Source organism: uncultured Dietzia sp. (genome assembly GCF_937873725.1).
Classification (GTDB): domain Bacteria; phylum Actinomycetota; class Actinomycetes; order Mycobacteriales; family Mycobacteriaceae; genus Dietzia.
The window spans coordinates 1-22,966 of the sequence record NZ_CALMYY010000084.1; the positions used below are offsets into that span (position 1 = coordinate 1).

The following is a 22,966-nucleotide window of genomic DNA, read 5'->3' on the forward strand; positions in this document are numbered from 1 at the left end:
CCGGGACATGGCCTGGAACGGATCGTCCGGCGCGCCCTCGCCCCGCCCGAGGATCGTCCGCACCAGCCGGTAATCGGAAGTGCGCGAGCCGCCCGCAGCCCGCAGGAGCTCCTCCGCCAGCTCCGCCAACGTCGGGAGAGCGACGGCTGTCACGGGTGTGGGAGCATCGCGGGGAGTGACCGGCTCCCTCGTCGTCGTCCCCCCGTCACCCGCGGTGACCGACGCCGCGACGGCCGCGAGCGCCTCACGGAACTCCTGCGCCGAGCCGAACCGCGCCCCGCTGTCCCCGTCGAGCAGACGGGTGAAGCGCCCCGTCATCTGCCCCACCACGTCCTGACTCCACTCGGGAGGCAGCGCCTCCGCCGGGATCACCACGTGGCCGTCGGTGAGCGAGGGCTCGCTCGCCCCGTCCCCGTACGTCGGGGTCTCACCCGTCGCCATCTCGAACAACACCACGCCGGCCGAATAACGCTCGGCCGAGGAGTCGGCGATCTGCCGCGACCGCCGACCCAGGAACGGATCGCGGTACACGCCCGTGCCCACCTTGGTGTGCTGCAGGGACTCGCGGGAGGCGGAGAAGTCGAACAGGGCGAGGTGCTGGCCGCGACCCCGCCCCACGATCCCGAGGTTGGCGGGTTTGATGTCCCGGTGCGCGACCCCCGCCGCCTCCAGAGCGACCAGCATGTCCGCCAGGTTCGCGGCGAACCTGAAGAACCGGTCCTGGGAGATCCGCCCGAGCTGCAGCATGCTCGCCAGCGAGACCTCCCCGCAGTCCGTGAGTACCAGGCACGTGCGCCGGTCATGGACGACCATCGGACCCTCGAGTAGCGCCACGAACAGCGAGGAATACTTGGCCGGCAGCCCCTGGCCGAGCGATCGGAGGACCTCCGCCTCCGCGGACAGTCGCTCCGCGGCGCGCTCGTCCCGCGCCACCTTGAGGACCTTGGTGGGCGGACCGGAGTCGTCGGTGAGATCTTCCACCTGCAGGCCCACCGCCGTCGAGCCCGAGCCCAGGACCTTTTTGACCACGAACCTGCCCTCGAGCACCCCGTCGATCATCGGGCGCAGCGCGTCCATCTGCTCGGCGGCGGGCTGCGGGGTGGCGGGTCGTGCGGCCTCGGCCAGGCGCCGCTCGAACCCGATCACCGGGGAGAGCGCCTGTGTGGAATCCGAGACCCCGAACTTGGTGTTGCGCGTGTCGACCGTCGCCGCGGTGGCGTCCATGACGAGCTCGCGGAGTCCCTGATCGAACTCGCTCGTCACCGCCGACATGTCCAGGCCGCGGTCGCGCTCCAGCCGGTCGAGCAGCGAGGAGCGGTCCGAGGCCGGGGCCTGTCCGCCAGTGAGGACGTAGTAGGCCAGCGCACCGAGGGAGAACAGATCCGCCGCCATCCGGTCCGGCGTGTGGACGCCCGCCGCCTCCGGCGCCAGGTACACCCGGCCCGCCAGCTCGTCCCCGGGCATCGAGGTGGCCGAGCCGGTGGCCCCCAGGACCGTTCCCGACGCCTCCGCGGCGCCCGCCCCCGACCAGCCGTCGACCTTGACCTCGATCCGGCCGTAGGAGTCGACGGGCCGGGTGGCGAGCAGCGCGGCGTTGAGCAGCACCGTGGTGGGATCGAGTCCCCGGTGCGCCACCTGGTGGCGGTGGGCGTAGAGCAGCGCGTCCGCCACCTGGCGGACGATCTCCACCCGCTCCCGGGCCGAGAGCTTGGCGCCCGGCAGCGCCACGTCCAGCGGGCGGTGATCCGGCAGCGCCGGGTAGATCACCACCTCGTCCGAGGTGCCGCGCAGCATCTCCATCGAGCGGGGGGCCACGATGTGCTCGTTGCCCAGGCCGGACAGCAGCTCGTACTCCCGGCGCAGCGTCCGGCGCATGCGCATCCGCTCGCCCTCCGTGGCGGCGGCCTCCACGTTGAGCACGCGCGCGCGGATCGGCTCGTGGGTCTCGCGGTGCTCGCCCTCCCACTCGTGGAAGCGCGGGTCCGGGGAGTCGATCCGGTCGTGCAGGAGGTACGAGCCCGCCAGGTGATCGCGCACGGTGATCCCAGCGATCCGGCGCATGGCCAGCGCGATGAGGATGCTCAGCGCCTCGCTGATCCGCTCGCGCCCCACCGGCTCCTGGACACGGTCGGCGATCGGCGGGAGGTTGGTGCGGACCTCATGGCCCGGGAAGTCCGCAGGGTCCACCCCGAAGATGTTGTGCGCCTTGTCCGCCGGTAGGTGCGAAGTGACCCCGGGGTCGTGGAGGAACACCGCCTCCTGGATCCACGGCAGCCGTCCCACCTTGGCTGCCACGTCCCGGATGTGCGGGTCCTCGTCCGGGTCGCGGGCGATCCGGACGATCTCCTGCTCGAGCCGGGACTTGAACCGCTGCGCCTTGCGGCGCGTGGCCACCATCGGCGAGCGCATGGTGTCCACGCGGCCGCCCCGGTCGGTCACCCAGCGGTGCTCGTCGCCGCCGATCCTGCCGTGGTACGACTTGAGCTCCAGCAGGTGGATGCGGGACTGACCCACCACCAGCGCGTCGACCTCGTGCCACTGGCCGTGGCCGTCCTGGAACTCGAAGTTGGCCCACACCCGGTAAGGCGCCGAGTCCGGCACGGCGTTCGCGAGCAACGCCAGCCCCTGCTTCTCGTGCTCGAACGCAGAGCGGGAGACCTCGGTCCAGCGATCGGAGTTCTGCAGCACGGCGAGCGGGTCTCCTCGGAGCTGATCGGGGCGGAACGGGGCGGATCAGGTGCGGCTGATCGGGTCGGACGTCACCATCGGTCACATCACCGGCAAGCGTAGTGCAGCGATCGGACACGGACCCGGCGAACCGGTGGTCCGCCGGTGCGCGCGAACGCCACGTCACACAGGCCACCCTTACCTGAGGAATCACCGTGCTGACCTGACACAATCGCCGCCATGGACACCGTCATCCACATCATCCTCATCCTGCACTTCATCGGCCTGGCCGGCATCATCGGCGGCTGGCTCGCCACCATCAAGGCCCCGCACATGGCCAAGGGCATCCTCCACGGCGCCATCCTCCAGGTGGTCACGGGCCTGCTCCTCGTGGGCCTGCGCGAGATGCAGGACGCCGACCTCAACCACATGAAGATCGGCATCAAGCTCCTCATCGCGATCGTCATCCTCGTCGTCGCGATCATCGGGGTGCGCAAGGAGGCCAAGACCCCGGGCAGCACCTCCACCCTGGCCACCGTCGCCGGCCTGCTGGGGATCGTCAACGTCGCGATCGCCGTCCTCGTCTGACGCACCGCACACACCGGCGCCGCCCCCGCGCCTCCACGCCGCCCTCCGACTCCGGTCGGGGGGCGGTCGGCGTTGGGCCCTCGCCGGGTCAGCGCCGGGCCACGGTACCCTCCGCCCGCAGGAGCAGTCCCAGCAGCTCGGGCAGCCTGGCGACCATCCCGCGGCGGGGGAGACCGTCCAGCTCGGCGGCCCGGCCGGGGAGCTGCCGGTGCCGGCCGGCGGTGAGGGCCGCGAGCGCCCCCAGCAGCGCCTCCGGGTGGGTCTCCAGCGCGCTGTGGCCGTTCTCGATCCGCACCAGCGCCGCGTCCGGCGCGAGTTCGGCCACCCGCTCGGCGATGCCCGGCGGGGTGCGCAGGTCCCGCGTCCCGCTGAGCAGCACCACCGGCCACGTGAAGCGGGCGGCCTCCCGGCGCAGGTCCACGGGCTCGGACTCGAAGGCGGGGAACAGGTGCGCGATCGGCGCGTACGTGAGCGCGGGGTCCAGGGGCAGCCCGTCCGCCGGGGCGCCGTAGCCCAGCTCGCGGAAGCCGATCACCCCCGCGAGGTCGAATTCGTAGACGCCGGGCACGTGCGCGATCGAGTCGTCCCGCGAGGCGTAGGCGTCCAGGACCCGCCAGGCCGGGCCTCGCTGCCCCCGCAGCCGCTCGCGCAGCAGCGGGCCGAGCAGCCCCGGCCCGCCCAGCTCGTACGCGGCGCGGACCACGTCCAGCAGCCGCCGCTCGTCCACGCCGGCGGCGTGGAGGCGCCGCACGTCCGCCGCGATCGCGGTGTCGGCCTCCCAGAAGAGCGACCGCACGGCCTGCCGCTCGAGGCCGATGTCCGCCGCCGACTGCAGGGCCGAATCCAGCAGCATCCCGGCCACCCGCCCGGGGTGCCGGGCGCCGACGCAGGAGGCCACGTAGCTGCCGTAGGAGGACCCGGCGAGGACCGCCGACTCCACCCCTTCCCGGTCGAGCACCGCGGCGATGTCGTCGGCCACCGCGGCGACCCGCATCGCGGAGACCGGCAGGTCGCGGCCGGCGAGGTCCGTGCGGGACAGCCCCACGCCGCGGTGCTCGACCATGATCAGGTCCAGCCCCCGGCGGGCGGCCCTGCGCCGCAGGCCGCGGTACGGCAGTACCGAGCCAAGGCCCGGCCCGCCGGGGATGACCACCGTGGGGGTGCCCGTGCGCGGGCCGATGCGCACGTAGGCGAGCTCGAACGCGGGCCCGTCGTCGTCGTCGGGCCGTCGGACGCGGCGCAGCCCCGGCGTGCCGGCGGCGAGCACCGACACCACTCGGGGCCCGGTCACCTCCGCCCCCGACGGGGGCCGGGGACACACCGGGGGCCGGGGACCCACGCCGCGGTCACGCGCGCGCCGCTCAGACCCGCTGTCCGTGGACGTCCTCGAGCGCCGCGGCGTCGGCCTCGCTCATCCCCGCGATGGGCTCGCCGTTCCACACGATGTCGTCGCCCAGCGCCCCCAGCAGCTCCTTGTGGTCTCCCCGGCTCAGCTTGGCCCCGTGGACCAGGGTCGCCGGGCTCCACATCATGGCCAGCGAATCGTGCCACCCGGCGCCCACGTCCTTGACGTGGATCAGGTCGTGCAGGGACGTCGGCAGGTGCTTGAGCGGCTCGGTGAAGGCGTCCGCGAGCACGGCCAGGCTGATCTGGCGCTCGACGCCCGGCTCCACCACGAAGGCCTCTTCGTTGCTGCCGGTGAGCGCCTCCTCCAGCTGCTCCGCCTCCAGCAGAATGACCCCGTTGGTCGGGCGGGGGTTGCACTCGATGGCGTAGAGCTGCCCGTCGTTGTCCACGAAGTCAAAGGACAGCTGGCCGGTGAACCCGGGATCGAGCGCGTCCACGATCCGCTGGGTGTAGTCCAGGGTGTCGGTGCTGTCCACGGCGAGGAACGTGATGCCCGTGCTGTGCGCCCACTGCTCGGGCGCGCGGTAGGTGCACTGCGAGGTCACGCGGCCGTCGACGATCGTGCTGTAGGTGCACACCATGGGTCCGTCGACGAAGGGCTGGACCAGCCACGGCTGCTCCTCGGTCGGGTGGCAGTCGTCCACCGACATCTTGCCGGCCAGCGGCCCGGTGTTGGTCAGCAGTCCCACGCCGCCGCGCGAGAACGCCGCGCGGGCGAAGTACCGCGGGTACTTCTCGGTGGCCGCCACCAGCGAGTCGCGATCGGTGGCGACGATCGTCTCCGGGATCGGCACCCCGGCGCGCTTGACCAGGCGCTGAAAGCTCGCCTTGTCGTGCAGCCGCGCGAGCGTGGCGAAGCTCCCGCTGAACAGGCGCACGCCGTCGGGTAGGTCCGCGACCCGCGCGGCGAGGTAGAACACCTCCTCGAAGGTGGGGATGATGAGGTCGATGTCGTACTCGGCCACGATCCGGTTCACGTCGGCCATGAACTGGTCGGTGTCGTGGCGGGGCGAGGCGGTCACCGCGTGGCCGGCGAGGTACTTGGAGTGGCTGCCCGTCGCGCCCGCGTGGGTGTCGCTCGCCACCACGGTGTGCCCGAGGCTTCCGAGCTTGCGGATGATGTCCAGGGCGAAGGTGTTCCGGGAACTGGTGACGAGTACGCGCACGGTGGTCCTCTCAGCGGGGGATTGGGATTCGCTTGTCCTAACCTTGGTAACCGCATGGACGAGTGGGGAAACGGGGGCGCATGCACGAGGTGACGCAGTGGGTGGCGGCCGTACCGACGCTCGTCGGGTTGGGGCTGGCCCTGGGACTCAATCCCGCGCTCTACGGCGCGACCGCCGACACGCTCGCGAGGAACCGGAACGTGCGCGCGCGGCTGACCTGGCTGCTCTCGGGGCTGGCCGCCGGGGCGACCGTGCTGGTCCTGGTGCTGCACGGTCTCAATCCCGCGAACCTCGTCGCCGCCGTGCAGCACCGCGGGGACGCCGTGGTGGAGAACCACACCGTGGATCTGGTGGTGGGCGTGATGCTGCTGGTCGCCGCCGCCGCCATGGCGCTGTGGGCGCGGATCGTCCCCGACCTTCCCGGGACCCCCGCCCGCGCACCCGACCAGGACACCCCACCCTCCGGCCTGTTCGTGCTGGGATTCGGCTCCGCCGTCGTGGGGTTCACCAAGCTGCCGATCATGTACCTCACCGGCCGACTGGTCCAGAGCCTCAGCCCGGACCCGCTGCTCCGGCTGCTCGCCTACGCCGTGTTCCTGGCCGCGCTGGTGGCGCCGTTCGTGCTGCTCGCCTGGCTCTGGTCCCGGTTCCCGGCGGCCACCAGGAAGGTCACCGCCGCGTCCGAGCGGATGCTGGCGTGGGACTCCCGCCGGGTGGCCGCGGTGCTGATGGCGCTCGGGGGGGTCGGCCTGCTCGGCTTCACCTGGCTCGCGCACCGCTGACGGTCTCAGCCCTCCATCACTGCGGCGAGGTAGGCGCGGACCAGGCGGGCGCCCACGTCGCCCGGCAACCGTTCGATGGCGGCCAGCAGGGCGGACATGCCGGCCTCCGACCCGTCCGCCGCGGCCGGGTCCGCGGCCGGGTCCGGGTCCTGGGCCCCGCCGCCGAGGACCGCCGCGACCATCGCGTGCACGTCGTCCTCCGGCAGCGCCAGCAGGTCGGCGGGGGACAGGGCCCCGGACTCCAGCGCGTCGAGCACGTCCGCGAATCCCGCCGGCGGCGCCGGGGCGGGCCGGCCCCGGACCGTGTCGGCGGCGCGTCGCGCCACCTCGAGGATCTCCTCGACCAGCCGTTCCGTCACCGGGGTGACGGTGAGGTGCGACGACGACGACAAGGCCCCCCGCTCCTGGCCGTACGCCGGTTGCGCCTGCACGGCGATGCCCCTCCGGCCGCACTCGTCCGCCCACAGGTGCGGGTGCACGCGCCGGCCGTCGGGGGCGGAGTCGTCGGCCACCACCGCGATCAGCGGGCCCGGGTCCGAGGAGATCACCCGCAGCCCCTCGATCGCGGACAGTCCCGCCACCAGCCGCGTACTCGCCCGCGCGGTGCGGGCGACCAGCTCGCGCTGGCCGTCGTCGCCGAGCGCCTCGAGCACCGCCCACGCGGCGGCGGCCGGCTCGAGGGGCTTGGAGCCGGCGAGCGTGGGGTTGACCACCGGGTAGCCGGGCCAGTCCACGGTGGCGAACCACGACGCCCGGTGCCGGGCCCGCCCCCGGCTGAGCAGTACCGAGGTGCCCTTGGGGGCGAACCCGTACTTGTGCAGGTCCGCGGAGATGCTCGTCACCCGCGGCACCCGCAGGTCCCACTCCGGGACCGGGGCCTGCTCGGGCGAGTGCGGCCAGAACGGCAGCACCAGCCCGCCCAGACAGGCATCCACGTGCAGGCCGATCCGGGGGTCGTGGTCCGCCACGAGCCCGGCCGCCACCTCCGCGACCGGGTCCACGACGCCGGTCGGGTAGGACGGGGCCGAGACCACCACCAGGCTGGTGTCGCGATCGACCGCGGCCAGGAGGTCGGCCGCGGCGACCCGGCCCGAGGCGGGGTCCACCTCGACGCCCACGAACCGCATCCCCAGCAGGTGGGCGGCCTTGCGGAACGCCGCGTGCGCGGTCACCGGCGCGACGATCGCCCCGCCAGCGCCGGGCGCGTGGCCCGAGACCTCCCTCGCGGCCAGACACGCCAGGACGCAACTCTCGGTGCCGCCCGAGGTGACGACGCCGAACACCTCGTCGTCGTCGGCACCTCCACCGCCACCCGATGCGGCACCGCCTCCGTCACCGGCACCACCTCCGTCACCGGCACTCATGGCGGCACCTCCGTCGACGCCGACCCCTGCGGCGACCCCGGCGCCACCCGGGCCCCCACCCAGGATCTCCCGCACCCGCCCCACGATCTGCCCGTGGATCCGGGCCACCGAGGAGAACACGGTCGGATCCAGCCCGTTGACCCCGTGCGCGAGGGCGGCCGCCCGGATGGCCACCGCGTCGAGCCCGGGGAGCCCGGAGTCGTAGACGTAGGACAGCACGCGGCCGCCGGTCGTCGGCGGATCGGCCGCGCGCATCGCCGCGAGCGACTCCAGGGCCGCCGCGCCCCGCCGCGCGACGGTCTCCGCCAGGGGATCGGTCTCGGGCGAGGCGGATTCGGTCGGGCCGGTCTCCGCCAAGGGGTCGGTCTCGGGCGAGGCGGATTCGGTCGGGCCGGTCTCCGCCAAGGGGTCGGTCTCGGTCGGGTCGGTCGCGGTCGACGCGGATTCGGTCGGGTCGCCCTGCGGGTGATCGGCGGTCATGCGGGCTCCGTCCATCGGGGGTATGCGCGTCCGAGCGCCCGGATCACCAGCAGGCTCGCGCCGGTGAGCAGGGCGGGTACCAGGGAGAACCCCAGCACGATGGCCCAGGTGGCCGTGTCCGGCTGGTCGGCGACCCCGCCGGAGCGGAAGCCGCCGAGCGCGAGGAGGGCCAGCACGACCACCGGCCCCAGTGCCATCGAACCGGTCTCCGACGCCGTCCACAATCCGCTCATCGCACCGCTGCGGCGGCGGCCGCCGAGCTCGCGGTCCATGTCGGTGGCGTCGGGCAGCATCGACATCGGTAGAGCCTGCATCCCGGCGTACGCCACCCCGGCCAGCGCCACCGGGACGTGAATCCACGCACCCGGCCACACGCCCGCCGCGACCAGCATGAGCGCCGCGACGGTGAACAGCGTGGTAGCCGCGGTGAGGGCGGCGATCTTCCCCCGCGCGTGCGCGAAGCGCGCCCACAGCGGCATCACCAGCAGTGCGGGCGCGATCAGCGCGACGAACAGCCCGGTGAGGGCGGCCTCGCTACCCAGCACGTAGGTCGCGACGTACTGGCCACCGGCCAGCATCACCGCGGTGGCCACGGCCTGCAGGCAGAACAGCCCCACCAGGAGCCGAAACGGCCGGGTCACGCGCAGCGCGTCGACCCCGTCCCGGTACTGCGCGCGCAGGCCACCCACCTGGGCGTCGGCCCGCAGCACGGTGCGCCGGCCGGACCCGAAGGTCGCCCACAGCATCCCCGCGAGCATCAGCGCCGCCACGGCCACCGCCATCACCACGTAGCCCGTCGCGCCGCCACCGGCCGCCTCCCGGAGCGCCGGGCCACCGCCGCCCACCGCGAGGATCGTCCCGGCCAACACCGCGACCCGCCAGGCGAGGATCGTCACCCGGACCCCCGAGTCGTCCGTGAGCTCGGCCGGCAGCGCGAGGTAGGGGACCTGGAAGCACGAGTACGCCAGCGAGGCCAGCAGGAAGAATCCCATCACCCACACGCCGGCCGCCGTCGTGCCCCAGTCGGTGGGCGCGGAGAAGGTGGCCACGAACAGCAGCGGCAGGGCCAGGGCGCCGCCGAGCATCAGCCCGGTCCGGCGGCCGCCCCGGTGGGACGCGCGGTCCGACAGCGCCCCGATGAGCGGGTACGCCAGGACGTCGATCACCTTGGGCACCAGCACCAGCACGGTGGCCAGCGCGGCCGCGACCCCGATGGAGTCGGTGAGGTAGTAGGCCAGCACGAGCCCGGGCAGAGTGCCGAACGCGCCGGTGCCCAGGCTGCCCGCCGCGTAGGAGGCCAGGAGGCCGCCGGAGGGTCGCGTCGTGGACGCGCCGTCTCCCGGCGATCCCGCGGAGCCGGGTGACGGACCGCCGTGGCCGGGAGCGCCGCCCGGCGCTGCGGTGGTGGTCATTTCCCGACTCTAGGGCGGCTCAGGTCGCCGAGAAGAGGAATTCGTCCACCCCGTTCTCGGCCGATGCAGGCGAAATCCTCTTGACGGCGCACGACCCGCAGGCGGGGTGCGGGCGGGGAGGCCGCGGCGGGGGCGGGGAGGGCGCGGCGGGGGCGGGGAGGCCGCGGTGGCGGGGGTCAGCCGCGCCAGCCGAAGGTGTCCGGGTCCGGGCCGGAGCGGGTGCCGTTGTGCAGCGCCGAGATGGAGGCCAGCTGCTCGTCGGACAGCTCGAAGTCGAACAGCGCGAGGTTCTCCCGCATGCGCTCGGGGCTGGAGGACTTGGGAAACACGATGTCGCCGCGCTGCAGCACCCACCGCAGCACCACCTGCGAGACCGTGCGGCCGACCTGCTCGGCCAGCGCGACCAGCTGCGGATCGCCGAACACCGCGCCCTGCGCGAGCGGGCTCCACGCCTCCACCGCGATCCCGCGCTCGGCGCAGTCCGCGCGCACCTCGTCGTTGACGAAGTAGGGGTTGGACTCGATCTGATTGACCGCCGGGGTGCTCAGCCCCGCCTCCGCCAGTCGCGCCAGGTGGGCCGGGGTGAAGTTGGAGACCCCGATCGAGTCCACGGAGTAGTCGGCGCGGATCCCCTCCATGACCTCCCACACCCGGGCGACGTCCTCGTGCATGGCTAGGGGCCAGTGCACCAGGTATAGGTCGATCCGGCCGCCGAGGGCCTCGAGCGAGCGCTCGGTGGCCTCGCGGGCGGCGGTCCGCTCGTGGAAGGTGTTGTTGAGCTTGGTGGTGATCCACAGGTCCTCGCGGGGCAGCCCGGACGCCGCGATCGCCCGTCCGACGCCCTCCTCGTTGCCGTACATCTGCGCGGTGTCGAGGTGGCGGTACCCGGCCTCGAGGGCGTCCGAGACGACCCTCTCGGCGTCGGCGGGCGGGACCTGGTAGGTGCCGAAGCCGAGCTGGGGGATGGCGCGGCCGTCCGACAGGTCGATGAGCGGGATCTGTGGTGCGGGAGTGGTCATGCGGCCACCGTACGCGCGTCCCGGGATCAGTCGCGACCGATCCGCAGGGAGGCCTCCACGAGGTCGAGCATCGCGCTCACGTGCTCCGTCCCGCGGCCCGTGGCCAGGTGCGTGATGAGGCCGTCGAGCACAATGTCGAGGTAGACCCGCAGCACGTCGGCGGGGATGTCCGTGCGCATCCGTCCCGAGGCCTTCTGCTCCCGCAGTCGGGCGACCACCGCCGCGTCGACCTCCGCCTGCCGGTCCGTCCACCGCTCCCTGAACTCCGGGTCGGTGCGGATCCGGCGGGCGATCTCCAGTCGGGTGCCCAGCCAGGAGAACTCCCTCGGATCCTCGAGGATCTCCCGCATCACCTGGACCAGGCCCTGCTCGGCGACGGTGGCGGCCATCGCGGCGGCGTCGTCGTGCGCCAGCGCGAGGAAGAGCGCGTCCTTGTCGTCGAAATGATGGAAGATGGCGCCCCGGCTCAGCCCGGTGGCCTCCTCCAGGCGCCGGACGGTGGCGCCCTCGAACCCGAACTCGGCAAAGCACTCGCGGGCGCCCGACAGGATCTCGCGGCGTCGGGCGTCCATGTGGTCCTGGCTGACCCTGGGCATGTGGTCCCTTCGAGTGGGGAGACGCTACTGGGGAGACGCCGACGGCGGGCCGGCCGACCGGAGTGGTTCCGGGGCCGACCCGCCGTCGGGCGCGGATCAGAGGGTGTGGATCAGCCCTTGATCATATTGCGCAGCACGTACTGCAGGATGCCGCCGTTGCGGTAGTACTCCGCCTCGCCGGGGGTGTCGATGCGCACCTTGGCGTCGAACTCGACCTTCGAGCCGTCCTCCTTGGTGGCCACGACCTTGACGGTCTTGGGCGTGGTGCCGTTGTTCAGCTCCGTGATGCCCGAGATGTCGAACGTCTCCGTCCCGTCCAGGCCCAGGGACTCGTGCGACTCGCCCTCGGGGAACTGCAGCGGGATGACGCCCATGCCGATGAGGTTGGAGCGGTGGATGCGCTCGAACGACTCGGTGATGACGGCCTTGACGCCGAGCAGGCGCGTGCCCTTGGCGGCCCAGTCGCGCGAGGAGCCGGTGCCGTACTCCTTGCCACCGAGCACCACGAGCGGCGTGCCCTGGGCGGCGTAGTTCTGCGCGGCGTCGTAGATGAACGCCTGCGGGGCGCCCTCCTGCGTGAAGTCGCGCGTGTAGCCGCCGGTCACGCCGTCCAGCAGCTGGTTCTGGAGGCGGATGTTGGCGAACGTGCCGCGGATCATGACCTCGTGGTTGCCGCGACGCGAACCGAAGGAGTTGTAGTCCTGGCGGGACACGCCGTTGGCGTCGAGGTACTGCGCGGCCGGGGTGCCCGGCTTGATGGTGGACGCCGGCGAGATGTGGTCGGTGGTGACCGAGTCGCCGAGCTTGGCCAGGACGCGCGCACCGGAGATGTCGGTGACCGGGGCCGGCTCCATCTCCATGCCGTCGAAGTACGGCGCCTTGCGGACGTAGGTCGACTTGTCGTCCCACTCGAACGTCTTGCCGTCCGGGGTGCTCAGTCCGCGCCAGCGCTCGTCACCGGCAAACACGTCGGCGTACTTGGACGTGTACTCCTTAGAGGAGATGGAGGCCTTGATGGTCTCCTCGATCTCCTCGGTGGTTGGCCAGATGTCCTTGAGGAAGACGTCGTTGCCCTCGGTGTCCTTGCCCAGGGAGTCGGACTCGAAGTCGAAGTCCATCGTCCCGGCGATCGAGTAGGCGATCACCAGCGGCGGGGACGCCAGGTAGTTCATCTTGACGTCCTGGTTGATCCGGCCCTCGAAGTTGCGGTTGCCGGACAGGACGGCGGTCGCGGTGAGGTCGTTCTCCTGGATCGCGGCGGAGATCTCCTCCGGCAGCGGTCCGGAGTTGCCGATGCAGGTGGTGCAGCCGTAGCCCACGAGGTAGAAGCCGAGGGCCTCCAGGTCCGGCCACAGGCCGGCGCGCTCGTAGTACTCGGTGACGACCTGCGAGCCCGGCGCCATGGACGTCTTGACCCACGGCTTGGCCTTGAGGCCCTTGGCCGCGGCCTTCCGCGCGAGCAGCCCGGCGCCGATCATCACCGACGGGTTGGACGTGTTGGTGCACGAGGTGATCGAGGCGATCGAGACGATCCCGTGGTCCAGGACCATCTCGGTGCCGTTGACGGACACCTCGACGGGCTTGGAGGGACGCCCCTCGGCGCCGGCGGAGGCGTCGGCGCGGACCGAGCCCTCCTCTGCGTGGACGAGGGTCGCGCTGCCGACGCTGTCCGACGGCTCGCCGCCCTCGGACTGCATCCGGCCCTTCTCGGTGTCACCGAGCGGGTCGACCTCGGCGCCCACGTAGTTGTGGATGTCCTTGCGGAACGCGCTCTTGGCGTCGGACAGCTCGATGCGGTCCTGCGGACGCTTCGGGCCGGCGATCGACGGGACGACGGTGGCGAGGTCCAGCTCGAGATACTCCGAGAAGACGGGCTCCTCGGCCTCGGGGTCGAGCCACATGCCCTGCTCCTTGGCGTAGGCCTCGACCAGGGCGAGCTGCTCCTCGTCGCGACCCGTCAGGCGCAGGTAGTCGATCGTCTCGCCGTCGATCGGGAACATGGCACAGGTGGAGCCGAACTCCGGGCTCATGTTGCCGATGGTGGCGCGGTTGGCCAGCGGCACGGCCGCGACGCCGGCGCCGTAGAACTCGACGAACTTGCCCACGACGCCGTGCTTGCGCAGCATCTCGGTGATCGTCAGGACGACGTCCGTGGCGGTGACGCCCGGCTTGATGGAGCCGGTGAGCTTGAAGCCCACGACGCGGGGGATGAGCATGGAGATCGGCTGGCCGAGCATGGCCGCCTCCGCCTCGATGCCGCCGACGCCCCAGCCCAGGACGCCCAGGCCGTTCTCCATGGTGGTGTGCGAGTCGGTACCAACGCAGGTGTCGGGGTAGGCCTGGCCGTTGCGGACCATGATCGAGCGCGCCAGGTACTCGATGTTGACCTGGTGCACGATGCCGGTCCCCGGGGGGACCACCTTGAAGTCGTCGAACGCGCCCTGGCCCCAGCGGAGGAACTGGTACCGCTCCTCGTTGCGCTGGTACTCGATCTCGACGTTCTTGTCGAACGACCCGCGCTCGCCGAACGACTCGATGATCACGGAGTGGTCGATGACCATCTCCGCCGGCGCGAGGGGGTTGACCTTGTCCGGGTCGCCGCCGAGCGTCTCGACCGCCTCGCGCATGGTCGCGAGGTCGACGATGCAGGGCACGCCGGTGAAGTCCTGCATGATCACGCGGGCGGGCGTGAACTGGATCTCGGTGTCGGGCTCCGCGGAGGGATCCCAGTTGGCGAGGGCCTCGATGTGGGCCTTGGTAACGTTCGCGCCGTCCTCGGTGCGCAGCAGGTTCTCGGTGAGGACCTTGAGGGAATAGGGGAGCTTGGACGCTCCCTGGACCGCCGAGAGTCGGTAGATCTCGTAGGCTTCGCCGCCGACCTCTAGGGTCCCCTTGGCGCCAAAGCTGTCAATGCTTGCTGTCACGTCAGCTCCACTCGTGGTGTGAATGTCTCATCGTCATCCCTCCCGGCGTCGCCGCATGTCTCGCACGGCAACGCGGGGGCGGACACGTGGTCCATTGTGGACCCTCGTGCCCGGTTGCGGTCTCCAATTTACCAGTACGCCCGTTCTGTTTAGCGCCCGGTACGCCCGGATGTGGGGTCGCCGGGCCGTTATCGCGCCGTCCGGCGCGTGTGTTCGGTGCGACGACGACGAGATGGCACCATGTCCGGCGTGGACAACTCCGACGATTCCGTGACCACGCTCGCCTACGAGTCCGAGCCCGTGGTGTCGTTGCAGGAGGGCCAGGTGCCCTCGTGGCTCGACTACGGCGCCGTGGTGGCGGACCTGGCCGACGACGGGGTCTCCGCGCCGGAGCCGTTCGTCGAGGGCCTGCGGACCGTGGTCGCCGAGGCGGGGGACCGCGGGCTCGACCTCAAGATCGTCTACACGGAGGCCCCGGCCGTCGTCTACACCGACGCCCGCGACCTCGCCGCGTTCCTCAACCAGGAGTACGCGGGCACCATCCTCGTCCGGACCCCGCTGTTCGTGGGCAGCTCCAGCGACTCGATCCCGCGACACACGCTCGAGGCCGGCCAGGACGACGCGTGGGAGGAGGTCGACCCGGTGGCGTCCGCCGCTGTCTTCGCCCACAAGGTCACCGCCCCCGCCCCGCCGTGGGGCGCCTACTCGGCGGTCGTCCTGGTCCTGGCGATCGTCGCGATGATCGCGTTTGCCGTCGCGCTGCGTCGCCGCCTGCGCTGACCGCGCTGACCGCGCTGACCGCGCCCGTCGCCGGAGCTCACTCCGCCCCACACGTCCCCGTAGCTGCAGTTACTCGAGTTACAGAAGTGTACTTTTCCATGCAATGTTTCGGATGAGTCATCTGTGACCTACGGTGCTAGAGGAACATAAGGTTCTGCCGAGTTGGCATGAGGCTCTAGTGGCGCAGGGGAAGGCATCACCGGACTCTCACCCACCTCGGTGACGCGTCCCGCCGTGCGGGTCGCGCGGCCGACCGCACCCTCGTGCGGTTATCGGAAGGTGAAACGTGGAGCCTGACCTAGCATCAAGCCGTGCTCGGGGAGCGCGGGAACGTCGGAGTCGCGGGCGTGCGGGTGGGCGAGCAGCCCTCGCCGTGGCGCTCGTCCTGGGAACCGCGTCGGGCGTGGTCCACGTGCCGGTGGCGGCCGCGCAGCAGGCCCCGGCGGTCGCGCCGGGGGACCTCAGCGGCCTGATCCGGGCCGTGGCCGACGCCTCCGCCCGCCTCGATGCCACCAGGCAGTCGATCGCGGTCAAGCGGGAGGGCGTCAACAAGACGCTGGTCGACCTGCAGATGGCCAGGATCGACCTCGATCGTGCGATCGCCACCGCCGACCGCACGGTCGCGGAACGGGAGAGAGCCGAGTCCGGCGTCGACTCCGCGCGGGGCACCCTCGACGACTACTCGCGGGTGCTCTACCGGCAGGGAACGGCGCCCGGCGCCGCCGCCACCATTCTCGATCCCGGCGGGCCGGCCGACGCCGGCAGGCGCCTCGAGTTTCTCCAGCGCGCCGCCGCCGACCAGCGTCGCGTCGTGGCGGACATGGTCGCCGCCGCCGACGAGGCGGCGCGCCGCGAGGCCGACGCGGTGCGCGCCCGCGAGGACGCCGAGCAGCACTACTCGGACGCCTCCGCCCGGCGCGACGGCGCGGTGGCCGAGGTGTCGGCCGTCTCCGCCGAGGTCACGGCCCTCGAGGCCGAGGTCGCGGACCTCACTTCCGCGCTCGAGGAGCATCGGAGGGCGCTGGCCGAGGCGGGCGCGACCCCCGCGGGACCGGACGCCCCGACCGCCAACCCCGTCGACAGCGCCGCCACGCGTGACGAGGCGCTCCGCAACGTCACGGCGGACACGGCGGCCGGGCAGCAGGCGGCGGACATCGCCTCCGCCCTCCCCAGTCACCTGGACCTGGGCGCGGTGCGCCGGTACGTGGACACGGGGTCCACCGACCGCGCGGTGGACGCCATCGGCGGGACGATCGACGCCGGCAGCGTCGGTGCCGCGATCGGCGCCGGGCTCAGCGGGGACACCGAGGCGATCATCCAGCAGGTCGCCGACGCGATCGGCCGGGCGGACTTCGGATCGATAGAGCAGGGCCCGGCCGCGCCGGCCGCCCCTGCCGCACCCGGCCAGGGTGGCGGGACGAGCACCAACACCTCGGGCACGCCGTCGACCTCCGCGCGGGTCGAGACCGTGGTCAACCGCGCCCTGTCCCAACTCGGCGTGCCCTACGCCTGGGGAGGCGGTGACGCCAAGGGACCCACCCGGGGAATCCGGGACGGGGGAGTGGCGGACAGCTACGGGGACTACAACAAGATCGGCTTCGACTGCTCCGGGCTGATGATCTACGCGTTCGCGGGCATCGGCAAGGCCCTGCCCCACTACACCGGATACCAGTACACCGCGGGCCCCCAGCACCCGGTGGCCGCCCGGCAGCGCGGCGACATGTTGTTCTGGCCCGGCCACGTGGCCCTGTACCTCGGGGACGGCCGGATGGTCGAGGCGCCGCAGTCCGGCGACGTCGTCAAGATCTCCCCCGTCCGGATGGCGGGCATCTCGCCGATGGTGGTCCGGCTGGTCTGACGGCCGACCCCGCCGCCGCGCACCGGTACTGTCGTCCACGGACACACCCCACGGTCCGGCCGGGTGCCGGACCCTCCCGACCACGTGAAGGAGCCCACCGCGGTGAGCGAACCCCACCCCGACCAGTCGCCCGGCCCGGACACACGCCCCGCGGCCACCGCGTCCTCCGCGGCGGCGGACGCCGCGCTGCTCGAGCGGGTGGCGTACGAGGTCAAGAAGGTCGTGGTGGGCCAGGACCGGCTCATCGAGATGATCCTGGTGGGACTGCTCTCGCGCGGCCACATCCTCCTCGAGGGCGTGCCGGGTGTCGCCAAGACGCTCACCGTGGAGACGTTCGCCACCGTGGTGGGCGGCAGCTTCCGCCGGCTCCAGTTCACCCCGGACCTCGTCCCGGCGGACATCGTCGGCACCCGGATCTACCGGCAGGGGCGCGAGGAGTTCGACGTCGAACTCGGCCCGATCCTCGCCAACTTCGTGCTGGCTGACGAGATCAACCGCGCTCCCGCCAAGGTCCAGTCGGCGCTGCTGGAGGTGATGGCCGAGGGCCACGTCTCGATCGGCGGCCAGACCTTCCCGATGCCCTCACCGTTCCTGGTGATGGCCACCCAGAACCCCATCGAGAGCGAGGGGGTCTACCAGTTGCCGGAGGCGCAGCGCGACCGCTTCCTGTTCAAGCTCCTCGTGGACTACCCGAGCCCGGAGGAGGAGCGAGAGATCGTCTACCGGATGGGGACCACGCCCCCGCAGCCGTCCCCGGTCCTCGGGGTGGACGCCCTGCTCCGCCTCCAGGACGCGGTGCGGGAGGTGTTCGTCCACCACGCGCTGGTGGACTACGTGGTCCGCGTCACGGTGGCGACCCGCGAGCCCGCGCGCCACGGGCTCGAGGACGTGGCCCGGTGGCTGGCGTACGGCGCCTCGCCCCGCGCCACCCTGGGCGCCGTCACCGCGGCGCGGGCGCTCGCGCTGGTCCGCGGCCGCGACTACGTCGTGCCGCAGGACGTCGTGGATGTCCTGCCCGCCGTGCTCCGCCACCGCCTCGTGCTGACCTACGACGCCCTCGCGGACGAGATCACCGCCGACACCGTGGTCCGTCGCGTCCTCGAGGCCGTCCCGCTCCCGCAGGTCACCGCGGTACCCGTCCAACCCGGCCCGCCGCCGGTCCGGTGACCCGCGCCGACGAGGGCACCCGCGACGAGCCGGTGGCGGCGGCGTCGCGCGCGGCCCTCGCCCATCTCGAACTCCTCGTCAGCCGCCGGCTCGACGGCGTCCTCAACGGCGACCACCGCGGGCTCCTGCCCGGGCCGGGAACCGAGCCCGGCGAGGCCCGCGCCTACGAACCCGGCGACGACGTCCGGACCATGGACTGGTCCGTCACCGCCCGGACCACCGTGCCGCACATCCGGCAGACCATCGCCGACAGGGAACTGGAGACCTGGATCGTGGTGGACCTGGCGCCCAGCATCGACGTCGAGGGGCGGTACGGCACCAAGCGCAGGCTCGTGGAGGCGGCGGTCGCCACCGTCGGCTTCCTCTCCGCGGGGGGAGGAAGCCGCGTGGGGATGGTGCTCACCGGCCACGGGCACCCGCGGGTGTTCCGAGCCGCGGGCGGGCGGGACCACGTCCGGCGGCTGCTCGAGGAGGTCTCCCGGTCGCGCACCGACGTCTCGCCGGGCGGGGCCCTCCACGACGCGCTGCGCGCGGTCCGTAACGCCGCGCGTCGGCACGGCCTCGTCGTGGTGGTCTCGGACTTCCTCTCCGACCTCGACTGGGAGCGCTCCCTGCGCGTCCTGGGGACCCGCCACGAGTTCCTGGCCGTGCACGTGGCCGACCCGCTCGACATCGCCCTTCCCGCCGTCGGGGCCGCGCTGCTCCAGGACCCCGCCACCGGGGAGGTCCTCGAGGTGGATGTCGACGACGCGCTCGCGGCGGACTATCGCCGGGCCGCGGAGGACCACCGCGCGGAGGTGCACGCCGCCCTCCGGCGCTGCGGAGCCCCGGTCCTGGCCATGCGCACCGACCGGGACTGGCTCCGGGACGTGATCGACTACGTGGGCGCGCGGCGCCAGGGCGGTCTGCCCACCGGGGACAACCTGGCGGACGACCTGCCGGGCGACGGGCCGGGCGACGAGCCGGGCGCGGGCGGGGTCCAATCGTGAGCCTGTCCGAGTTCCAGCACCCCCTGTGGCTGCTGCTCCTGGCGGTGCCCGTCGCGATCGCGGTCGGCTACGTGATCGCGCTGCGCTCCAAGCGGCGCAGGACCGTCCGCTTCGGCAACTTCGGGGTCCTGCGCACGGTCGACCGCGGCGGCATCAGGTGGTTCACGCACGTCCCGGCCGTCCTCCTGGTCCTGGCGCTGCTCTCCCTGGTGGTGGCCCTGGCCGGACCCCAGAAGGACCAGAAGGTGCCACGGAACCGGGCGACGGTCATGCTCGTCGTCGACGTCTCCCTGTCCATGGAGGCCACCGACGTCCCCCCGTCCCGGCTCGAGGCCGCCCAACAGGCCGCCACCACCTTCGCGGGCAACCTCACCCCGGGCGTCAACCTGGGACTGGTCTCCTTCGCCGGGACGGCGTCGATGCTCGTCGCCCCCACCACCGACCGCGGGCCGGTGGTCCGCGCGATCGACCGGCTGAGACTGGACGAGCGGACCGCGACGGGCGAGGCCATCTACACCGCCACCCAGGCCATCACCACGTTCACGGAGAGCCTCGGCGGCTCCGACCAGGCCCCGCCGGCCCGGATCGTGCTCCTGTCCGACGGCAAGGAGACCGTGCCCGCCGACCCCACCGAGGAGCGCGGTGCGTTCACCGCTGCCGAGCGGGCCAAGGAGGCGGGCATCCCGGTCTCCACGATCTCGTTCGGCACCCTCTACGGCACGGTCGACATCCAGGGTCGCGCGCAGCCCGTCCCCGTCGACGACGCCTCCCTGCGCACCATCGCCGAGATCTCGGGGGGCGATTTCTTCACCGCCTCCAGCCTCGAGGAGCTCGACTCCGTCTACCGCACCCTGGAGGAGCAGATCGGGTACGAGTGGAAGAAGGCGGACGCGTCGCGCCCGTGGCTGATCATCGGATCCCTCCTGGCGATGCTCGCCGCGGCCGGCTCCCTCGCGAGCAACCGTCGCATCCCGTGACGGGACCCGGCACCAGCGCCTGCGCACCCGCCCGGGTTCGCTAGGTTGGTGCACATGGATTCCCAGAGCACGCCCGTCGCAACCCCCAGAACGGTCCTGGTGACCGGAGGCAACCGCGGGATCGGCCGGGCCGTGGCCGAACGGCTCCGGGCCGACGGCCACCGGGTGGCGGTGACCCACCGCGGGTCCGGGGCCCCGGAGGGGCTGTTCGGGGTGCGGTGCGACGTGACCGACCCCGAGTCGGTGGACGCGGCGTTCGCCGCGGTCGAGGCGGAGTTCGGGCCCGTCGAGGTGGTGGTGTCCAACGCCGGCATCACCGACGACACCCTCCTCATGCGCATGAAGGACGAGCAGTTCACCCGGGTCGTCGACGCCAACCTCTCCGGCGCGTTCCGGGTGGCCAAGCGGGCGTCCCGCGCGATGCTGCGGGCCAAGTTCGGCCGCATCATCCTCATCGGCTCGGTGGTCGGCCAGTCCGGGACGGCCGGGCAGGTCAACTACGCCTCCTCCAAGGCCGGGCTCATCGGGATGGCCCGCTCCCTCACCCGCGAGCTGGGCTCCCGCAACATCACCGCCAACGTGGTGGCGCCCGGGTTCATCGACACCGACATGACCGCAGCGCTGGACGAGAAGACCCGGGAACTCGCCGTGGCGGCGATCCCGCTCGGCCGCACGGGCTCGGCCGAGGATGTCGCCGGTGCCGTGAGCTTCCTCGCCGGGGACGACGCCGGATACATCTCCGGGGCCGTGATCCCGGTCGACGGCGGAATGGGAATGGGGCACTGAACATGACCGAGACCACCGACACCCCCGCCGCGCCGGGCTCCGGCCTGCTCGCGGGCAAGACCATCCTCGTCACCGGGGTGATCACCGACGCCTCGATCGCCTTCCACATAGCCAAGCACTGCCAACTGCACGGCGCCACGGTCATCCTCACCGCGTTCGGCCGGCCCTCGCTGGTCCGGGCGATCTCCAAGCGGTTGCCCCAACGCCCGGCGGTGATCGAGCTCGACGTGCAGAGCGAGGACGACCTCGCGGCGCTCGAGGAGCGGGTCCGCGACCACGCCGACTCCCTGGACGGGGTGGTCCACTCCATAGGCTTCGCCCCGCCGAGCTGCCTGGGGGACCCGTTCCTCGACGCGCCGTGGAAGGACGTCTCGGTCGCGGTGGAGGTCTCCGCCTACTCGTACGCCGCCCTGGCCAGAGCCGTGCGGCCGCTGCTCAACCCGGGGGCGTCGATCATCGGGCTGGACTTTGACCCGAGGTTCTCCATGCCCTTCTACAACTGGATGTCGGTCGCCAAGAACGCCCTCGAGGCGGTCAACCGCTACGTGGCCCGCGAACTCGGACCCGACGGCGTGCGGTCCAACCTCATCGCCGCGGGACCGGTCAAGACCCTCGCCGCCAAGGCGATCGCGGGCGACGCCCTGGGGCCCGGCGGGGAGCTCGACCTGATGCAGGACGAATGGGCCAGGCGCTCGCCGCTCGGGTGGGACGTCAACGACCCCACGTCCGTGGCCACCACCGCGGTCGCGCTCCTCTCGGACCTCATGTCGGCCACCACGGGGACAGTGATCTACGCGGACGGCGGCGCCGGCACCGTCTCCTTCAGCGGACAGGAGAACTGACATGTCAGACGACTCACCCCTCGTGACGGGACCCGTGGACGCACTGCTCGTCCTGTCCTTCGGCGGCCCGGAGGGGCAGGACGACGTGATCCCGTTCCTCGAGAACGTCACCCGCGGGCGGGGGATCCCGGCCGAGCGCCTGGAGGAGGTGGCCACCCACTACCGGCACCTGGGCGGGCGGAGCCCGATCAACGACCTCAACCGCGAGATCATCGCCAACGTCAGGGCCGAGCTCGCGCGACGCGGCCGCGACCTGCCGGTGTACTTCGGCAACCGCAACTGGACGCCGTACCTGGCCGACACCCTCCGCGAGATGACGGCCGACGGGGTGCGCACCGCGGCGGTGTTCGCCACCTCGGCGTGGGGAGGGTACTCGGGCTGCGCGCAGTACCACGAGGACATCGCGCGGGCGCGGCGCGAGGTCGAGGGCGCACCCGGCCTGGTCCGGCTGCGGCAGTTCCACGACCATCCGCGGTTCGTCGAGCGGTTTGCCGCCGACCTCTCCCGGGCCCTCGACGAGGCCCGCCGGAAGGCCCGCGAGTCGGACTCCGACGGTGCGGGCGTAGGTACCGGCGGCGAGCCCCGGCTGGTGTTCACCGCCCACTCCGTCCCCGCCACCGCCGACGCCACGGCGGGACCCAAGCGCCTCGGCGGCCACCTCTACAGTCGTCAGGTCAAGGAGGCCGCCCGCCTGGTGGCCGCGGCGGTCGGGGTGGAGGAGTACGACGTGGTGTGGCAGTCCCGGTCGGGGCCGCCGAGCGTGCCGTGGCTCGAGCCCGACGTGGTGGACCACGTCCACGACCTGGCCACCCACCGCGGGATCCGCGACGTGGTGGTCTGCCCGATCGGCTTCATCTCCGACCACGTGGAGGTGATCTGGGACCTCGACACGGAACTGGTGGCCGAGACCGAGGACCTCGGCGTGCGCATCACCCGCTGCGCGACCCCCGGCCCGTCCCCGGACTTCGCCGAGATGGTCCTGCAGCTGCTCGACGAGCTCGAGACGGGGACCGCGGTCGGGCGCCTCGGCGAGGTGGCGTCGCTGGGCTGCACCCGGGACGGCTCCCGGTGCGCGGTCGACTGCTGCCCGGCCCCGTCGCGGCGGCCGTGACCCTCGCCGCGAGCGGCGGGGGAGCCGAGAGCATCCGCGACGGCGCCGGGG

18 protein-coding genes are annotated in these 22,966 nt (G+C 72.5%); 10 read left to right on the forward strand and 8 right to left on the reverse strand.

All coding sequences use genetic code 11. From position 1 onward, the window contains the following. Positions 1-2,688, reverse strand: a 2,688-nt coding sequence (locus Q0444_RS08365; protein ID WP_299022918.1) for a protein kinase domain-containing protein, incomplete at its 3' end; no start/stop codon positions are given. Positions 2,689-2,907: 219 nt separating this feature from the next. Here Q0444_RS08365 and Q0444_RS08370 point away from each other — a divergent pair. Next, the gene (locus Q0444_RS08370) at positions 2,908-3,255 is read left to right on the forward strand and encodes a hypothetical protein (protein ID WP_299022921.1); all 348 of its coding nucleotides are present in this window, start codon (positions 2,908-2,910) and stop codon (positions 3,253-3,255) included. A gap of 88 nt (positions 3,256-3,343) precedes the next feature. On the opposite strand, the gene Q0444_RS08375 is transcribed toward Q0444_RS08370, so the two are convergent. Together Q0444_RS08375 and Q0444_RS08380 are read right to left on the reverse strand one after the other, a co-directional pair. Continuing rightward, positions 3,344-4,546, reverse strand: coding sequence for an alpha/beta fold hydrolase (locus Q0444_RS08375; RefSeq protein ID WP_299022924.1), 1,203 nt, complete (start codon positions 4,544-4,546; stop codon positions 3,344-3,346). Positions 4,547-4,616: 70 nt separating this feature from the next. Next, complete coding sequence (locus Q0444_RS08380; RefSeq protein WP_299022927.1) at positions 4,617-5,828, reverse strand: carbamoyl-phosphate synthase large subunit; 1,212 nt, start codon at positions 5,826-5,828, stop codon at positions 4,617-4,619. Between the two features lie 80 nt (positions 5,829-5,908). Here Q0444_RS08380 and Q0444_RS08385 point away from each other — a divergent pair, with 80 nt between their 5' ends. Beyond that, positions 5,909-6,610, forward strand: a complete 702-nt coding sequence (locus tag Q0444_RS08385; RefSeq protein WP_299022928.1) for a GAP family protein — start codon at positions 5,909-5,911, stop codon at positions 6,608-6,610. A 5-nt stretch (positions 6,611-6,615) separates the two neighbouring features. Here the strand turns inward: Q0444_RS08385 and Q0444_RS08390 are convergent, their stop codons facing one another. The 5 genes from Q0444_RS08390 to acnA all read right to left on the reverse strand — a co-directional run bounded on the left by Q0444_RS08390 (position 6,616) and on the right by acnA (position 14,405). Continuing rightward, a complete protein-coding gene (locus Q0444_RS08390) occupies positions 6,616-8,229 on the reverse strand; it encodes an aminotransferase class V-fold PLP-dependent enzyme (protein WP_299022957.1) in 1,614 nt (537 codons plus the stop codon). Positions 8,230-8,450: 221 nt separating this feature from the next. After that, complete coding sequence (locus tag Q0444_RS08395; protein WP_299022931.1) at positions 8,451-9,866, reverse strand: MFS transporter; 1,416 nt, start codon at positions 9,864-9,866, stop codon at positions 8,451-8,453. A gap of 176 nt (positions 9,867-10,042) precedes the next feature. Then, positions 10,043-10,885, reverse strand: coding sequence for an aldo/keto reductase (locus tag Q0444_RS08400; protein WP_299022934.1), 843 nt, complete (start codon positions 10,883-10,885; stop codon positions 10,043-10,045). A 26-nt stretch (positions 10,886-10,911) separates the two neighbouring features. Further along, on the reverse strand, positions 10,912-11,481 hold the full coding sequence (locus tag Q0444_RS08405) for a TetR/AcrR family transcriptional regulator (RefSeq protein WP_299022937.1): 570 nt from the start codon (positions 11,479-11,481) through the stop codon (positions 10,912-10,914). Positions 11,482-11,591: 110 nt separating this feature from the next. Then, on the reverse strand, positions 11,592-14,405 hold the full coding sequence (gene acnA, locus Q0444_RS08410; RefSeq protein ID WP_299022940.1) for an aconitate hydratase AcnA: 2,814 nt from the start codon (positions 14,403-14,405) through the stop codon (positions 11,592-11,594). Between the two features lie 240 nt (positions 14,406-14,645). Between acnA and Q0444_RS08415 the strand changes: the two genes are divergently transcribed. The 8 genes from Q0444_RS08415 (at position 14,646) to Q0444_RS08450 (ending at position 22,915) form a co-directional block, all read left to right on the forward strand. Further along, on the forward strand, positions 14,646-15,185 hold the full coding sequence (locus Q0444_RS08415; RefSeq protein ID WP_291084770.1) for a DUF6676 family protein: 540 nt from the start codon (positions 14,646-14,648) through the stop codon (positions 15,183-15,185). 373 nt (positions 15,186-15,558) lie between these two features. Then, complete coding sequence (locus Q0444_RS08420; RefSeq protein WP_299022944.1) at positions 15,559-17,043, forward strand: NlpC/P60 family protein; 1,485 nt, start codon at positions 15,559-15,561, stop codon at positions 17,041-17,043. A 186-nt stretch (positions 17,044-17,229) separates the two neighbouring features. After that, positions 17,230-18,210 (forward strand): MoxR family ATPase, encoded by a 981-nt coding sequence (locus tag Q0444_RS08425; protein WP_291083674.1) that lies wholly within the window; start codon positions 17,230-17,232, stop codon positions 18,208-18,210. Then, positions 18,207-19,199, forward strand: a complete 993-nt coding sequence (locus Q0444_RS08430; RefSeq protein WP_291083655.1) for a DUF58 domain-containing protein — start codon at positions 18,207-18,209, stop codon at positions 19,197-19,199. The genes Q0444_RS08425 and Q0444_RS08430 overlap by 4 nt, the downstream gene beginning before the upstream one ends. Then, on the forward strand, positions 19,196-20,176 hold the full coding sequence (locus tag Q0444_RS08435; protein ID WP_299022947.1) for a VWA domain-containing protein: 981 nt from the start codon (positions 19,196-19,198) through the stop codon (positions 20,174-20,176). Before Q0444_RS08430 ends, Q0444_RS08435 begins: the two co-directional genes overlap by 4 nt. A 54-nt stretch (positions 20,177-20,230) precedes the next feature. Further along, positions 20,231-20,962 carry a 3-oxoacyl-ACP reductase FabG1 gene (gene fabG1 / locus Q0444_RS08440; RefSeq protein ID WP_299022950.1) on the forward strand — a complete coding sequence of 244 codons (732 nt, stop codon included), beginning with the start codon at positions 20,231-20,233 and terminating at the stop codon, positions 20,960-20,962. 2 nt (positions 20,963-20,964) lie between these two features. After that, the gene (inhA, locus tag Q0444_RS08445) at positions 20,965-21,804 is read left to right on the forward strand and encodes an NADH-dependent enoyl-ACP reductase InhA (RefSeq protein WP_291083649.1); all 840 of its coding nucleotides are present in this window, start codon (positions 20,965-20,967) and stop codon (positions 21,802-21,804) included. A gap of 1 nt (position 21,805) precedes the next feature. Continuing rightward, on the forward strand, positions 21,806-22,915 hold the full coding sequence (locus Q0444_RS08450; RefSeq protein ID WP_291083647.1) for a ferrochelatase: 1,110 nt from the start codon (positions 21,806-21,808) through the stop codon (positions 22,913-22,915). The last annotated feature ends 51 nt before the right edge of the window (positions 22,916-22,966 follow it).